At 71.3% G+C, this 15044-nt stretch carries 13 protein-coding genes; 2 read left to right on the forward strand and 11 right to left on the reverse strand.

The window, feature by feature from the left end; translation table 11 throughout:
- Positions 1 to 25: 25 nt before the first annotated feature.
- Both BLW84_RS47340 and BLW84_RS08730 read right to left on the reverse strand, forming a co-directional pair.
- Positions 26 to 202: a hypothetical protein gene (locus BLW84_RS47340; protein ID WP_177226364.1), complete on the reverse strand. Its 177-nt coding sequence runs from the start codon at positions 200 to 202 to the stop codon at positions 26 to 28.
- Positions 203 to 775: 573 nt separating this feature from the next.
- Positions 776 to 1420: a LysM peptidoglycan-binding domain-containing protein gene (locus BLW84_RS08730; protein WP_093263412.1), complete on the reverse strand. Its 645-nt coding sequence runs from the start codon at positions 1418 to 1420 to the stop codon at positions 776 to 778.
- A gap of 611 nt (positions 1421 to 2031) precedes the next feature.
- On the opposite strand from BLW84_RS08730, the gene BLW84_RS08735 reads away from it, so the two are divergent.
- Positions 2032 to 2676, forward strand: a complete 645-nt coding sequence (locus BLW84_RS08735) for a DNA alkylation repair protein (RefSeq protein ID WP_093263739.1) — start codon at positions 2032 to 2034, stop codon at positions 2674 to 2676.
- Positions 2677 to 2849: 173 nt separating this feature from the next.
- Here BLW84_RS08735 and BLW84_RS08740 read toward each other — a convergent pair whose 3' ends face one another.
- The 6 genes from BLW84_RS08740 to fdh all read right to left on the reverse strand — a co-directional run bounded on the left by BLW84_RS08740 (position 2850) and on the right by fdh (position 11517).
- The gene (locus tag BLW84_RS08740; protein WP_093263415.1) at positions 2850 to 5186 is read right to left on the reverse strand and encodes an ABC transporter permease; all 2337 of its coding nucleotides are present in this window, start codon (positions 5184 to 5186) and stop codon (positions 2850 to 2852) included.
- Positions 5183 to 5893 (reverse strand): ABC transporter ATP-binding protein, encoded by a 711-nt coding sequence (locus BLW84_RS08745; protein ID WP_245761030.1) that lies wholly within the window; start codon positions 5891 to 5893, stop codon positions 5183 to 5185. The genes BLW84_RS08740 and BLW84_RS08745 overlap by 4 nt, the downstream gene beginning before the upstream one ends.
- The gene (locus BLW84_RS08750; protein WP_093263417.1) at positions 5890 to 6414 is read right to left on the reverse strand and encodes a PadR family transcriptional regulator; all 525 of its coding nucleotides are present in this window, start codon (positions 6412 to 6414) and stop codon (positions 5890 to 5892) included. The genes BLW84_RS08745 and BLW84_RS08750 overlap by 4 nt, the downstream gene beginning before the upstream one ends.
- Before the next feature lie 66 nt (positions 6415 to 6480).
- Positions 6481 to 7380 carry an NrfD/PsrC family molybdoenzyme membrane anchor subunit gene (gene nrfD / locus BLW84_RS08755; RefSeq protein WP_093263420.1) on the reverse strand — a complete coding sequence of 300 codons (900 nt, stop codon included), beginning with the start codon at positions 7378 to 7380 and terminating at the stop codon, positions 6481 to 6483.
- Positions 7377 to 8237: a 4Fe-4S dicluster domain-containing protein gene (locus tag BLW84_RS08760; RefSeq protein ID WP_093263423.1), complete on the reverse strand. Its 861-nt coding sequence runs from the start codon at positions 8235 to 8237 to the stop codon at positions 7377 to 7379. The genes nrfD and BLW84_RS08760 overlap by 4 nt, the downstream gene beginning before the upstream one ends.
- 4 nt (positions 8238 to 8241) lie before the next feature.
- Entirely contained in the window at positions 8242 to 11517 is a 3276-nt protein-coding gene (fdh, locus tag BLW84_RS08765) for a formate dehydrogenase (protein ID WP_177226365.1), read from the reverse strand.
- A 255-nt stretch (positions 11518 to 11772) separates the two neighbouring features.
- On the opposite strand from fdh, the gene BLW84_RS08775 reads away from it, so the two are divergent.
- Positions 11773 to 12375 (forward strand): TetR/AcrR family transcriptional regulator, encoded by a 603-nt coding sequence (locus BLW84_RS08775; protein ID WP_245761031.1) that lies wholly within the window; start codon positions 11773 to 11775, stop codon positions 12373 to 12375.
- A gap of 6 nt (positions 12376 to 12381) precedes the next feature.
- Here BLW84_RS08775 and BLW84_RS08780 read toward each other — a convergent pair whose 3' ends face one another.
- From BLW84_RS08780 to BLW84_RS08790, 3 genes are all read right to left on the reverse strand, one after another.
- Positions 12382 to 13008, reverse strand: coding sequence for a pyridoxamine 5'-phosphate oxidase family protein (locus BLW84_RS08780; RefSeq protein ID WP_093263432.1), 627 nt, complete (start codon positions 13006 to 13008; stop codon positions 12382 to 12384).
- Positions 13009 to 13095: 87 nt separating this feature from the next.
- Positions 13096 to 14154 (reverse strand): PDR/VanB family oxidoreductase, encoded by a 1059-nt coding sequence (locus tag BLW84_RS08785; protein WP_093263435.1) that lies wholly within the window; start codon positions 14152 to 14154, stop codon positions 13096 to 13098.
- Entirely contained in the window at positions 14154 to 15035 is an 882-nt protein-coding gene (locus BLW84_RS08790) for a metal-dependent hydrolase (RefSeq protein WP_093263437.1), read from the reverse strand. The genes BLW84_RS08785 and BLW84_RS08790 overlap by 1 nt, the downstream gene beginning before the upstream one ends.
- Positions 15036 to 15044 lie beyond the last annotated feature (9 nt).

Raw genomic sequence — 15044 nt, forward strand, 5'->3', positions numbered from 1 at the left:
GCCTAGGCCAGCTCCGGAAAACGCGTCACCACCAATGGGCCGCACTCGGGCGCGCCGCCCGTCGCTTCTTCGCCAGTGTGGCGCGCGTTCGGCGAAACAGCGCGACGATCAGCAGCAGGGCGCCGGCGACGATCGTCGTCGGGCCGACCCAGCCGCCGAGGGTGGTCACCTCGACCAGCGCGGCGTAATGACCTGCGTCCACCTTGCTCTCCCCTTAACCGCGGCACATGTCCTTTCCCGCACCGAGCGGCGGCCGGGCTTGATCACGAGAATGATCGGGGCAACGGGCGGTTTGACGGGCCCCAACATGCCGATGAATCACCCTGCCGGGCAGCATTCATCCCGGGTGGTGATCGGAAGACACGGAACGTGCAAGGCGAGCGACGGGGCACGCGTTCGCACCGCGCGCGGAATTCGCCTCAGGCACGCGGAATTCGAAGAGTCCGCGACGATCGGTCTATGTGGACACTTCGCCCGATCGGGTTTGAAAACTCGACACGCTCGGCGATCAACGGAACGGTCATTAGGCTCGGGAAGCAATTCCGACGGTCCCGTTCGAGGGGAGCCCGCCGTGACCGAAGCCCTGGTGCTGATCCTCATGTCCGGCCTCGCCCTCGGTGGCGTCAGCTGGACCGCGTGGGACATCCGCAGCGACCTGCGCCGCCGCAAGCTGAAATGAACCCGTCCCCGTGCCTCGACCGGAAATGCAAGGAACCCCGCCGGAGAGAGGCAGGCGGGGTCCCTTGCTGTCGCCCGGTCTCGCGGACCGGACGGGTCACTTCACGGTCAGCTGCTGACCCGGGAAGATCAGGTTGGCGTCGCTGATGACGTCGTGGTTCTTCTCGAAGATCGACTGCCAGCTGATGCCGAACTGGGCACCGATCGAGCTCAGCGTGTCGCCGGCCTGCACGGTGTAGGCGCCCTCGACCTGGACCGTCTTCTTGACCTCGGTCTTCTTGGTCTCGGTCTTGACCTTGGGCTTGGTCTCCGTCTTCGGAGTGGTCTTCTTCGTGGTGGTCGAAGAGACGCTCTGGTTCTGCAGACCGCCACCGGCCGTCAGACCCGCCTTCTTCGAGCACACCGGCCAGGCGCCCGGGCCCTGCTTCTGCAGCACGCGCTCGGCGACCGCGATCTGCTGCTCGCGGCTGGCCTGCGAGGCGTTCGAGGCGTAGCTCGTGCCACCGTAGGCGGCCCAGGTGGACTGGTTGAACTGCAGGCCACCGTAGTAGCCGTTGCCGGTGTTGATCGACCAGTTGCCACCACTCTCGCACTTCGCGACGGCGTCCCAGGTGGACTGCGACGCGGCGTTGGCCGGCAGGGCCAGGGCGAACGGGGCGGCGACGACCGCGCCGGCGAGGGCGACCCGCGCGACGTTGCGGCCGGTGATGGACTTGCGGTGCTTGCCTCGGGAGCTAGCCATGTTCTTCGTCTCCAGCGACGCCTGCGCTGACGCCGGGGCGGCGATCGACGCGGCCGAAGACTGCTCGGCCGGACGCCGGGTTCGCCGTCGTCGTCAAGCCCCTGCCCTGATGCACGTGTCGGGGGTCGGAAGGCCCGCTGGGCAGGGTTCGGCGAAGCGGACTTCCGGTCTTGCTCGTCGGCTCGGGGGCGCCGACGAGGGGCCACGCTACGTAGCGGGAAACCGAGGACCAAACCATCAGCGAGTGGCCATCGTCATAGAAACGTCGACAAGATCGGCGCGATTGCGCGGTTTTTCCAGCTCATTTCTTGATCGACGATGAGCCCGCCCCGGGAAAACCAATCACCCACGGTGAGACATGAGCCACCACTCACCCAATTGAGTGCTCACAGAGCGTCCGCGACCGCATTCGATCAGTTCACCTGGACACGTCGATCGGGCCGGGCAAAAGCTCTGCGCCTCGTCCGAAGAGCCCGAATTGCCGAATAGCGGTGAGCGGCCTTGGCCATGCGCTCGCTGATCACCTTGTTCGGCGCGCTTTCTTCGTAGGCTGAAACCCCACATGTGATGGACAGGAGGCCCAGGTGGCTGAGACGTCGGTGGCCGAGGTGATGGCCGAGCTGGCCGCGCTCGAGGACCCGAAGGCGCGCAAGGTGAACGAGAAGCACGGTGACGATCACGGTGTGAACCTCGGCAAGCTGCGTGCGCTCGCGAAGCGGCTGAAGACGCAGCAGGAACTCGCGCGCCGGCTCTGGGAGACAGATGACACCGCCGCGAAGCTGCTGGCGACCCTGATCTGCCGCCCGAAGGCTTTCGAGCGCGACGAGTTGGACGCCATGTTGCGTGCTGCGCGCACCCCCAAGGTGCACGACTGGCTCGTGAACTACGTGGTGAAGAAGAACCCGCACGCCGAAGAGCTGCGCCTGGCCTGGTTCGCCGATTCCGATCCAGTGGTCGCGAGCGCCGGCTGGGCGCTGACGACCGAACGCGTGGCGAAGAAACCCGAGGGCCTCGACCTCGCGGAACTGCTCGACGTCATCGAGGCGGAGATGAAGGACGCCCCGGACCGCCTGCAGTGGGCGATGAACAGCTGCCTGGCCCAGATCGGGATCAGCCACGCCGAGCACCGCGCCCGTGCCCTGGACATCGGTGAGCGCCTGGAGGTGCTCAAGGACTACCCGACCCCGCCGAACTGCACGTCGCCGTTCGCACCCGTCTGGATCACCGAGATGGTGCGCCGACAGCACGACGAGTAGGAAGCCTCGCGCTGAGGCCTTTAACCTGCAGTGGCCTCTACCCAGCCGCTGTTGCGGAACGATGTGTAATTTCATTCAGGACTGAACTTATAGATACTACAAACCTGCAAGGGCGCCTCCTGCGATGCCGGCAAGAGGCGCCCTTTCGGCTTCTGGCTACTCGTCCGGTGCGGTCACTCGGTGCGGAGGCCCGTCGGGTGGGCGGCTCGGCCGAGCGCCGGGAGGGTCAGCGCCGTTACGACCAGGACCGCCGCTGCCGCGAACGCGAAGAGGCCGAGCATGCCGGGCAGGTCGAAGACGATCCGTCCTCTCAAGCTGTTCGTGGCCACCGCCGTCAGCGTGCCGAGCAGCATGCCGACCACCGTCGCCAGCGCCGTTGCGACGAGCATCGGGACCGCGTTCTGCAGGAGTTGCGACCGCCGCAGGGTTCGCCTCGGGACGCCCACTGCCCCGAGCACGGCCAGCGGCCTGCGTCGTTCCTGGATCTGCTCGGCCGCCGAGACGAACAGGCTGCACCCGATGAGCGCGAAGGTGAGCAGCGCGCCCGCCAGCAGCGCGGCGCGGATCGCGGCCACGGCCGACTCCTCCTCCGCAGCCATGCTGCTGCTTCCGGTCGTCGTGATCCATGCGCTGTAATCGGCGAAATGTGCCGCGGCGACGTTGCGGAGGCGATCGCTCAGGTCGTTCGGGGCCGCCTGGTTGAGACGGATGTACGCCTCCAGGTTCTGGGCTTCCGCCGGGACGCCCGCGGCTGGGGTCAAGACCATCGCGATGTCGTCGGCGCCGAACCTGAACGGCACGGTCGCCGGCCGCACCGACTCCGGCACGTCCCAGGCCGGCGGTGGCGTGCTGGCGCGGAATTCCATGCCGAACGACGATTCCACGAGCTCGACGCGCTCGCCTGGTCGCAGCGGGCTGCGCCCTGCCGGGACGAACGCGTCGCCGTCCCGGCAGTCCGGCACCGAGAGCAACCGGGCGATCTGCGCGCAGTCGGCGATGAGCAACGTCCCGGTCGCCGGGTCCTTCTTTCCCGTGACCTGGGCCGTCGTCGCGACCTGCACGTCGTCGATGCCGGGCAGCGACCGCACTTCCTGCTCGATCCGCCCGATCTCGGCGGCATCGGCGGGTCGTTCGCCGGTGATCCGTCCCTCGGCCGACGCCGGTTGCACCGCTTCGCGTGGAGTGTTGCGGTCCGCGCGTTCGGCTTCGACCGTGGCCACCAGCGTCTGCAGGGCGATCACGCCCGCGACCACGACGGCGATCGCGCTGACCGACCGCGCGGCGGGGCCGCTGGCCAGCTGCAGCCGTCCGATCGCCAGCTGCCACGCCGTCGAGCCGCCGCGCAGGCGTCCGACCGCGCGCTCGACGCACCACGGGAGCAGCACCGGGATCCCGACCAGCACGAGCACCACGGAGACGACGAACAGCGGGAGGTCGTCCACGCTGTCGAAACCGGCGGCGACGGCCAGCAATCCCAGCAGGCCCAGCCCGAGCGGCACCAGGCGCCAGCCCAGGCGACGCCGCCGCGACACCGTCCGGCGGGTCACGTCCAGCGGGTCGGCGATGGCCTGCGCCAGGGAACCGATCGTGACCACGACGGCGACGGCCGGGATGCCTGCGGTCACGAGCAGGGCGAGCCACCACACCGGGGTGATGTCGAATTCGAAGACGGCGGTCCGCACGACGGTCACCCCACTGGCCAACGTCCTCCCGAGGAAGAACAGCGCCCAGCCCAGCACGACGCCCAGCAGCGCGCCCGCCAGCGCTTCACCCGCCGCCATCCGGCGGATCTGCTCGCCGCCGGCACCGACCAGCCGCATCGCCGACAGCCGGCGCTGCCGCGCGGTCTCGGCCAATCGCGTGGTGGCCGCCACGTACACCACGATTGGCACCAGCAGCGCGGCCAGGCCGAGGGCGAGCATGAGCCACTCGTCCGTGGAGAACGTCGTGCGACTGTGCCCCGGGGCCTCCCCGAAGTGGTCCACCACCCCGCTGACGCTGCTGCTCTGCGGCGAAAGCGCGTCGGTTCCGGCGTAGAAGAAGAGCTCGTTGGGGGCGATCAGGCCCTCGTCGGCGATGACGCCGACCACGTTGGGGAACCTCGGCTGCAGCAACGCACCGTCCGGTCCGGAGAGGATTTCCTGCAGCGCCGGCGAGACGACCACCTCTCCCGGACGCGGGTTCTGGCGCAGCCCGGGAGCAACCGGCCCGTCGGGACGCAGGTTCTGCACCCACACCCCCTGCACCCACTCCTCCCGGAACTGCGTTGAGGTCTCCGCCACCAGCACCGAGGCGCCGTCCCCGACGGCGGCGCCGGCACCCCACCGCGCGTCGAATCGGGCGTCGCTGGAGGCGTTGACGTTCGGGATCGAGGCCGCCGCCAGCAGCAGCGCCACGCCGAGCCCGACACCCGCGGCGGTGACCACCAGTCGTCCCCACGCCCGCCGGCCGGTCACCGCCAGGCGGAGCCCGAAGGCCAGGTCCCGCATCCAGTCCTGCGCAGTCGTCATCGGGCCACCCCGGCGACCTGGGTGCTGCCGTCACGGAGCACGATCTCCCGGTCCGCGTAGGCGGCGACGCGCGGTTCGTGGGTCACCAGCACCACCGCCGCGCGGGCGCCCCGCACGGCGCGCGTCAGCAGCTTCATCACCTGCTCGCCACCGGCGGAGTCCAGCGCCCCGGTCGGCTCGTCGGCGAAGATCACCTTGGGCTCGGCGACCAGCGCCCTGGCCAGCGCCGCGCGCTGGCCCTGACCACCGGAGATGTCGCCGGGGCGAGAACGGGCCACGTCGGCGATCCCCAGCTCTTCCAGCCACAACGCGGCCTTGGACTCCGCTTCGCGGCGCGCCACTCCGGACAGCCGCAGCGGCAGCGCCACGTTCTCCCGCACCGTCAGCTCCGGCACCAGCTGCCCGAACTGGAAGACGAAGCCGAACTCCTCGCGGCGCAGGGCGCTCCGCCGCTCGTCGGACAGCGTCGTCAGCTCCGTGCCGCGGTAGCTGACCTGGCCCGACTCCGGCAGGCGGATGCCGGCCAGGCAGTGCAGCAGGGTCGACTTTCCGGAACCGGACGCGCCCATCACCGCGACGATCTCCCCTGCCTCGACGGACAGGGACACGCCGCGCAGCGCCGGCGTCGGGCCGAAGGACAGGTGCAGGTCCGTGCCGCGCAGCAGCGGTTCGGCTGCGGGCGCCTGGGTCACCGCTGGTTCGGTCACTGGGAAACCTCCTGGGCGAGCGGTTCGAGGCGGGTCACGGCGAGTTCGAGCCACCGCAGGTCCGCCTCCAGGTGGAAGAGGGTGTAGTCGTGCACCAACTGCTCGCCGGGCTCGGCTTCGACCTTGCGACGGGTCAGTTCGCGCATGCGGGCCAGGTGTGCGCCGCGCTGGCGGTCGAGCACCTCCGTCGCGTCACGACCGGAGCGGACGGCGAGGACGACCTTGGCGTAGAGCGTGTTGTGGAGTTCCGCCACGGGCTTCTCCGGAGTGGACAGCCACTCCTCGATCCGGCGCCTGCCGGCCTCGGTGATCGAGTAGCGCTTGCGGTCCGGTCCCCCGCCGGACTCGACTCCGTCCACTTCGACCAGTTCGTCCCGCAGCAGCCGGGACAGCGTCGAGTAGACCTGCCCGTAGGCCAGCGACTTCGCGTGCCCGAAGCTCTCGTCGTAGGCGCGCTTCAAGTCGTATCCGTAGCTGGGGCCACCTTCCAGCAGCCCCAGCAAGGTGAGACTGATCGACATGTCGGCAACTATACACGCGATGTATATAGCGAGTGTATAGATGCCTGGGTCAGGCGAAACCGCTGGTCAGGCGCGTTCGCGTTGCGGCACCACGGTGTACCGGGGATCCCGGACCGACGCGCGACCGGCCTCGAAGACGGCGTACCGCGTCGCGGCGGCGGCCGCGGTCAGGCTCAGCCCCGAGGCGATCGCGGCCGCCCGGTTGCGCCCGGCGAACAGCGCCGCACCCGCGCCCAACGCGGTCAGCGCCCGGGCGGCGCGCCACACCGCGCCCGCGCGCCCCTGCCGGTAGACCTCGTCGACCAGCCCGATCCGCTGGTGCATGCGCTGCGCGGCCGCGAACTCCAGCGCCGCCCCGGCCACCGCCATCCGCCGCGCCGGGCCGGACTCGCCCGGTGCGGCGAGCATGCCGATCGCCCCGGCACTCGACACGGCGCTCCCGGCGAACAAGAACGGCAGCTCGCGGTACGCCTCGTGCCAGCCCGGGACCGCCGTATCGGACAGCAGCACCGCGGTGTAGGTCGTCATCGCGGGCGCGATCACCCCGGCCGTGGTGGCCGCCGCGCGCCCCAGGACCGGGAGCCGACCGGTGAGTTCGCTGGCCACAGCCGCGCTCGACAACGCCGAGAACGGCGCCAGGATCCAGGACCCGACGCTCAGCGGCGAGGTCGGCTTCAACACCCGGAGCATGTTCAGGAACCGCGCCGGGCGGCCGAGGTCGTGGATCAGCGCCCCGACGCTGGCCGTCGCGCCGACTGCCGCGGCCAGCCTGCCGGAGCGCGCCAGCCGCCCGTACCCGGCGAGGTCCGCGCACAGCGCCATCGCCGACGACGCCCCCGCGAGCCCGCCGAGGTAGAGGTACGCGGGAACGTCCGGCACCTTCCACACCGGCTGCTTGAGAACCGGGCGCCCGTAGTAGGACCGGAACTCCGCCTCGGGCACCATCAGCCGGTCGCCGCGCCTCACCGCTTGCTCCCGAGGAAGCACCCGGCGATCACTGCCGCCGCGGTGAGCGCCGCGCCCGCCGCGTGCCGCCACATCGACGGCAGATCCCGCGTCGTCACCACCGGGTCCGGCGGCAGCCCGTACACCTCGGGCTCATCCAGCAGCAGGAAGAACGCGCCGTCGCCGCCGACCCCGTCGGCCGGGTCGTGCCCGTAAAGCCTGGCCTCGGGGACGCCCTGGGCGTGCAGTTCGTCGACGCGCCGTTGCGCGCGGTCGCGGAGCTCGTCGAGCGGGCCGTACTGGATGGACTCTGTCGGGCACGCCGTCGCGCAGGCGGGCATCAGCCCGGCGCCCAGCCGGTCCTGGCACAACGTGCACTTGGCCGCGCCGCCGGTGTCCGGCCGCACGTCGATCACCCCGTACGGGCAGGCGGGCACGCAGTAACCGCAGCCGTTGCACACGTCGTCCTGCACCAGGACCGTGCCGTGCTCGGTGCGGATCAGCGCGCCCGTCGGGCAGACGTCGAGGCATGCCGCGTGGGTGCAGTGCTTGCAGACGTCCGAGGACATCAGCCAGCGGACCTGGTCCTCGCCCATGCCCGGCATGCCCAGGTCCACTGTGGACCCGTGTTGTTCGACGAAGGCCACGTGCCGCCACGTCGTCGCGCCGAGCGCGCCGGTGTTGTCGTAGGACATCCCGGTGAGGTCGAGGCCGTCCTCGGGCAGCAGGTTCCACTCCTTGCAGGCGACCTCGCACGCCTTGCACCCGATGCACACGCTGGTGTCGGTGAAGAACCCGACGCGATCGGGGTGGTCCGGCGGGTAGCCGGCCTCCCCCGCCGGGTCCGCCAGCGGTCCGCTCAGCCGGTTCGCATCCACGCGCTCACTCGCCTCCTCGCCTCGGGTTGTCGGTGTGCTCCGTGCCGGTGCGCTCGGTGATCCCGGCGCGCCTCCGGTACTCCTCGACGTAGCGGATCAGCGCCGCGCCGCGCGGGCGGCGGCCCGGCCGGATGTCGCAGGCACCGGCCTTGGTCTCCATGATGTGCACGTTCGGGTCCAGCGCCACGTTGATCAGCTCGTTCGCCGCGTCGCCGACCGTCAGGCCGTTCGGCCCCCAGTGCCACGGGATGCCGATCTGGTGGACGGTGCGCTCGCCGTGGCGCAGCGGCCGCATCCGGGCGGTCACCAGGACGCGGCCCTCGATGGCGCTGCGGGCGGTGACCACGGTCGCCCAGCCCAGGTGCTTCAGCCCGCGCTCGGCCGCCAGCGCCGGGGAGACCTCCAGGAACATCGCCGGCGCCAGCTCGGACAGGTGCGCCAGCCACCGGCTCATGCCGCCCGCGGTGTGGTGCTCGGTGAGCCGGAACGTGGTGAACACGTACGGGAACACCTCGCTGCCGGGTTCGGCGCCGCTGGGCTGGTAGCGGTTCTCCGGCCGCGAGCACACCTGCCGGGCCGGATTCCGCTGCTGGGCGGTGTGGATCCGGTTCTCCAGCGGCGATTCCTGCGGCTCGTAGTGCGTCGGCAGCGGGCCGTCGACCAGCCCTGCCGGGACGTAGAGCCAGCCGCGCCCGTCGCTCTGCATGATGAACGGCTCGGTGCCCGCGATGCCCTCGGGCCCGGTGGCGTCCGGGTCGGGCAGGTAGTCCGGCCGCTTGGCCCGGTCGAAGTCCGGGATGTCGTGGCCGGTCCACTCGCCGCGCTCGTCGTCCCACCAGACGTAGGCCTTCCGGTCGCTCCACGGCCGGCCGTCCGGATCGGCCGATGCCCGGTTGTAGAGCAGCCGCCGGTTCGCCGGCCACGCCCAGCCCCACTCCGGCGCGACCCACGACTGCTCGCGGCCCGGGCGGCGCCGCGCGGACTGGTTGATCCCGTCGGCGAAAACGCCGCAGTAGATCCAGCAACCGCAGCGGGTGGAGCCGTCCGGGCGCAGCTGCGTGTAGGACGACAGCGGGTCGCCGGCGGCGTCGAAGCCGTTGATCTCCTGCAGCACGGCCGCCGCGCTCGGCTCCTGGATGTCGCCCTCGACCGGGTAGTCCCAGGTCAGCTCCAGCAGCGCCCGGTCCCGCTCGGCGCCGGGTCCGAGCTTCTCCCGGATCCGCCGTCCCAGGTGGTAGTAGAACCACAGGTCGCTGCGCTGATCTCCCCGCGGTTCAACGGCTTTGTGGTGCCACTGCAGCAGCCGCTGGGTGTTGGTGAAGGTGCCGTCCTTCTCGGTGTGCGCCGCGGCGGGCAGGAAGAACACCTCGGTGCCGATGTCCTCGGTGCGCATCTCGCCAGTCTCGATCTCCGGGCCGTCCAGCCAGAAGGTGGCCGTCTCGATCAGGTTGAGGTCGCGCACCACCAGCCAGTCCAGGTTCGCCAGGCCCATCCGCTGCTGGCGGGCGTTCGCCGTGCCCACCGCCGGGTTCTCGCCGACGACGAAGTAGCCCTTGCAGCGCCCCTCGATCTGATCGATCGCGGTCTGGAAGGTGCCGTGGTCGCCGGTCAGCCGCGGCAGCCGGCCGAAGCAGAAGTCGTTGTCGGCCGTGGCGTGCTCGCCCCACCACGCCTTGAGCAGGCTGACCAGGTAGGACCGCATGTTCGCCCAGTAGCCGCGCGCGAGCTCGCCGGCCGCGACGAAGGTGTCGAGGTCGAAGTCGGCGTGCGCGTGCGGCATCGGGATGTAGCCGGGCAGCAGGTTGAACAGCGTCGGGATGTCGGTCGAGCCCTGGATGCTGGCGTGCCCGCGCAGCGCCAGGATCCCGCCGCCGGGCCGGCCGATGTTGCCCAGCAGCAGCTGCAGGATGGAGGCGGCGCGGATGTACTGCACGCCCACCGTGTGGTGCGTCCAGCCGACCGCGTAGGCGATCGCCGTGGTGCGATCCCGGCCGGAATTCGCCACGAGCTGCTCGGCCACCCACTCGAACTCCTCGCGCGGAACCCCGCACACCTCCTCCACCATCTCCGGCGTGTAGCGCGCGTAGTGCCGCTTGAGCAGCTGGAACACGCAGCGGGGATGCTGCAGCGTCGGGTCGGTCTCGGCGCGACCGCGGTAGACCGGGCCGCCCGCTCCGGTGCTCTCCGGGCGGCTGGCGTCGCGCTCGCGTCCGTGCGGCGTCGTGGGCACCGCGGTCTCCGGGCCGTGGCCGCCGACCGACGGCACCGCGGAACTGCCCTCGTACTGCCAGCTCGTCGTGTCGTAGCTGCCCGCCTCGGCGTCGAAGCCGGAGAAGACGCCGTCGAGGTCCTCGGTGTCGCGGAAGTCCTCGCCCACGATCATCGGGGCGTTCGTGTAGGCCACGACGTAGTCGTGGAAGTAGGCGTCGTTGGTCAGGACGTGGTTGATCAGCGCGCCGAGGAACGCGATGTCGCTGCCCGCGCGCAGCGCGACGTGCCGGTGCGCCAGCGCCGAGGTGCGGGTGAAGCGCGGGTCGACGTGGATGATCGTGGCGCCGCGCCGCTTCGCCTCCACCACCCACTGGAAGCCGACCGGGTGCGCCTCGGCCATGTTGGACCCCTGGATGAGGATGCAGTCGGCGTTGGCGAGGTCCTGCTGGAACGTGGTGGCGCCGCCGCGCCCGAACGAGGTGCCCAGACCGGGCACCGTGGAGGAGTGTCAAATGCGGGCCTGGTTCTCCACCTGGATCGCGCCGAGGGCGGTGTAGAGCTTCTTCATGAGGTAGTTCTCCTCGTTGTCGAGGGTCGCTCCTCCGAGGCTCGCGATGCCCATCGTGCGCCGCAGCGGCCGGCCGTCGGCGTCGGCGTCCTGCCAGGTGGCGGCCCGGGTGGCCAGCACCCGGTCGGCGATCATGTCCAGCGCGGTGTCGAGGTCAAGGTCCTCCCAGCCGGTGCCGTGCGGCCGGCGGTAGCGGATCTTGGTCTGGCGCAGCGCCGAGGTCACGAGCTCGCGGCTCGCCGAGCCCTTGGGACACAGCCGGCCGCGGCTGATCGGCGAATCGGGATCGCCCTCGATCTGGGTGACCGCACCGTCCCGGGCGAAGACCCGCTGGCCGCAGCCCACCGCGCAGTACGGGCACACCGAACGGACCACCGCGTCGGCGTCCTCGGTGCGCGCCCGCAGCTCATCGGTGCGCCGCGACCGGGCCGCCGGGCCCCTGCCCAGCGGATCCGTCCCGGTCAGCTGGCGAACCACCGGCCAACGCAACCACTCCGCCATAGCCGCTCTCCCCACACGCGTGGTTCCAGGAGAAACCCGGCGGCCCGGAGGTGCAAGCTCAGAGCTCCCGACCTGGCCGCCAGGTCCAGGCCATCAGCGCCGCGAGGAGGCTCAGGCCGGGCGCCGACGGGGTTCGGCGGCGCCCGTCGAAGGCGCTTGACCTGGGCCGGAGCCGGGACGAATCTGGCAGGTATGACGGCCGCTGCGGCGCCGGATCCCGCTTCCCGACCACAGGACCGCCGCCATCGCCGGACCATGCGCACCCGCGCGGCCATCGAGGCGGCCGCCCTGGAGCTGTTCGCCGAGCAGGGCTTCGCCAACACCACGGTGGAGCAGATCGCCGAGGCCGCCGACATCGCCCCGCGCACGTTCTTCCGCCACTTCCCCAGCAAGGACGCCGTGCTCTTCGGCGACCCGGGCCGGGAGGCCGAGCGGATGCGCGAAGTGCTGGCCGCCCGGCCCGCCGGCGAGCACCCGATGCGGTCGCTGGCCGCGGCGCTGCTGGACGCGGCCGACCGCATCGAGCACGACCGCGCGCAGCACCTGATGCGCGCCGAGCTGCTCGACGGCCTGGAGCACGCCGGCGACTACGAGATGCACCTCATCCGGCAGCGCTGGGTCCAGGACATGGCCGCGCTGGTCGCGGAACGGACGGGCAGCGGCGACGACGACCCGCGCACGGTCGCCTACTCGATCACCCTGATGAGCTGCTTCGGCACGGCCATGCACGGCTGGCTGGTCGGCACCCGCGGCAAGCCGCTGCGCGAGATCCTCGCCCAGGTCCTGGACGAGACCGCCGGTGGCCTGGCCCAGGCCGCCGACGTGGCCCGTTCGGCGATCCGGGGTTCGGCGGGCTGACGGCCGTCAGTAGAGGCCGTTGGCGTAGGACGGGCCGTAGTAGCGCTCCAGCTCCGCCAGCGAGTCCTCCGGGCGCTCCAGGAACTTGGCGATCTGCGCGCGGGAGGCCACGGCGTCCGGCTCCCACGTTTCGGACTTCCACAGCGCGGAGCGCAGGAACGCCTTCGAGCAGTGGTGGAAGACCTCGTCGATCTCCACCACCAGCGCCAGCGCCGGGCGTTTGCCCTTGACCACCATCTCGTCGAAGAACGGCGCGTCGCGCACCAGCCGCGCGCGGCCGTTGATGCGCAGGGTGTCGCCGCGGCCGGGGATGAAGTAGATCAGGCCGACGTGCGGGTTCGACAGCACGTTGCGGAAGCCGTCGACGCGCCGGTTGCCCGGCCGGTCCGGGATCGCGATCGTCCGGTCGTCCAGCGCCAGCGTGAACCCGGCCGGGTCGCCCTTCGGCGAGACGTCGCACGTGCCGTCCGCGGCGGCGGTGGCGATCAGGCAGAACGGCGAGGCCGCGAGCCACTGCCGGTCCAGCTCGTGCAGGCCGGGGCGCGCCTTGTCCGCGACGCGCTGCAGCGGTTCGCCGACGATCTCGCGCAGTTCGTCGACCGACGTGATCTCCACCAGACCAGCGAGCTCCATGGCATCTCCCCGAGATCGATCTTCCGCCCCCTGACCGTACGGCACCGAGAAGCCTCGCCGAGAGTGGTTTTCGTCGCTGCGATCGGTTCAGAGGTCGAGCACGACCCGGCCCGTCGCGCGGGAGGTGCAGATCGCCATCCGGTCCTCCTCCGCCCGGCCCCGGTGGTCGACCTCCCCGGCGAGGACCCGGACGTGGCAGGTGCCGCAGAAGCCCTGGCGGCAGGAGTAGGGCACCTGCGGCAGGACCTCGCCGATCACGTCCAGCGCCGACCGGTCCGCGGGCACCTCGACGGTCTCGCCGGTGCGGGCCAGCTCGACGGTGAACGGGCGGCCGTCGACGATCGGCGGCGCCGAGAACCGCTCCCAGTGCAGCGAATCCGCCCCGCTGCCGGGCAGGTCGACCCGCACGCCGGTGATCATCGGGATCGGCCCGCAGCAGTACACCGCCGCGTCGGGCGGCGAGTGCTCCAGCAGTTCCGCGCCGGAGGCCGGGATGCCGAACTCGGTGTCCGGCCGGATCCAGACGCGCGCCGGATCCAGCGCCGCCAGCTCGCCGAGGAACGGCATCGACTCGCGCGACCGTCCGGTGTAGACCAGCCGCCAGTTCGCGCCGCGCGCCGCGGCGGTGCGGACCATCGGCAGGATCGGCGTGATGCCGATGCCGCCCGCGATGAACAGGTAGCTCGGCGCGGTGATGAAGGGGAACGCATTGCGCGGCCCGCGCGCGATGATCCGGCTGCCGGAGCGGAGCTCGTCGTGGATCTCGCGCGATCCGCCGTCGCCGTCGGCCAGCCGCCGGACCGCGATCCGGTAGTGCCCGCGTTCGCCGGGATCTCCGCACAGCGAGTACTGCCGCTTGCGGCCGAAGGGCAGCACGACGTCGAGGTGCGCGCCGGGCTGCCAGGTCGGCAGCGGCGCGCCGTCCGGGCTCGTCAGCCGCAGGCTGATCACCTCGTCCGCTTCGGCGCGCACCTCCGACACCAGCAGCGGGATGTCACGGTCCACCGGACGGACCGGCGGGTGGTCGCGGCGGTCGTTGCGGTGCAGCCATTCCACGGCGGTGGTCAGCTTGTCGAGCGCCCAGAGGAACCGGTCCGGGCCGGCGTGGGTGAGTGCCGGCGGCACGGCGCGATCGACACCGGCCATCAGTGCTCGGCCGCCTGCGCGGCGGGCGACTTCGCCAGGTACGCCACCGCCTGACTGGTCGAGCCGTGCTGCGACGGGTGGTAGGAGCGGCGGAAGTAGGGCGGGATCGCGCGCAGCATCTGCCAGTAGCTGGGCGTCAGCCCGAGCCGCCCGGTGCGCAGCATGTCGCGGAAGCGCGGCTTGCTGCGGCCGCGCAGCACCGGGTCGTGCGCCATCAGGAAGCGGACGCCGCGCGCCCACAGGATGGCCAGCACCGTGATCGCGATCGCCATCGCCCGGCAGCGCTGCAGGTAGCCGCCGTCGACGTGCATGTAGAGGTCGTAGGCGACCGACCGGTGCTCGACCTCCTCGGCGCCGTGCCAGCGCAGCAGGTCGAGCATCGTCGGGTCGGCGCCCGCGGCGTCGAGCGCCTCGGCGTCCAGCACCCACTGGCCGAGGAACGCCGTGTAGTGCTCGATCGCCGCGATCATCGCCAGCCGCTGCACCAGCCACGACTCGGCGCGCTTGCCGGTGTGCGGCCGGTCGCCGAGGATCTTGCGGAACATCCAGCCGACCTGCGCGACGTAGGGCCTGGTGTCCAGGCCGTGCGCGTCGAAGTGGTCCAGCACGCCCTGGTGCGACTCGGCGTGCATCGCCTCCTGGCCGACGAAGCCGCGGACGTCCTCCAGCAGCCGGTCGTCCTCGATCAGCGGCATCGCCTGCTTGAAGACCTCCACGAACCAGCGCTCGCCCTCCGGCAGCACCAGGTGCAGGAAGTTGATCATGTGGGTGGCGAACGGCTCGCCGGGAATCCAGTGCATCGGCAGCTGGGCCCAGTCGAAGGCGACGTCGCGGGCCTGCAACGCGACGCGGTCCGGCTCCCCTGGATCGATCTGCGACATCTCCGGCCT

Source organism: Saccharopolyspora shandongensis, from assembly GCF_900106995.1.
Lineage (GTDB): Bacteria > Actinomycetota > Actinomycetes > Mycobacteriales > Pseudonocardiaceae > Saccharopolyspora > Saccharopolyspora shandongensis.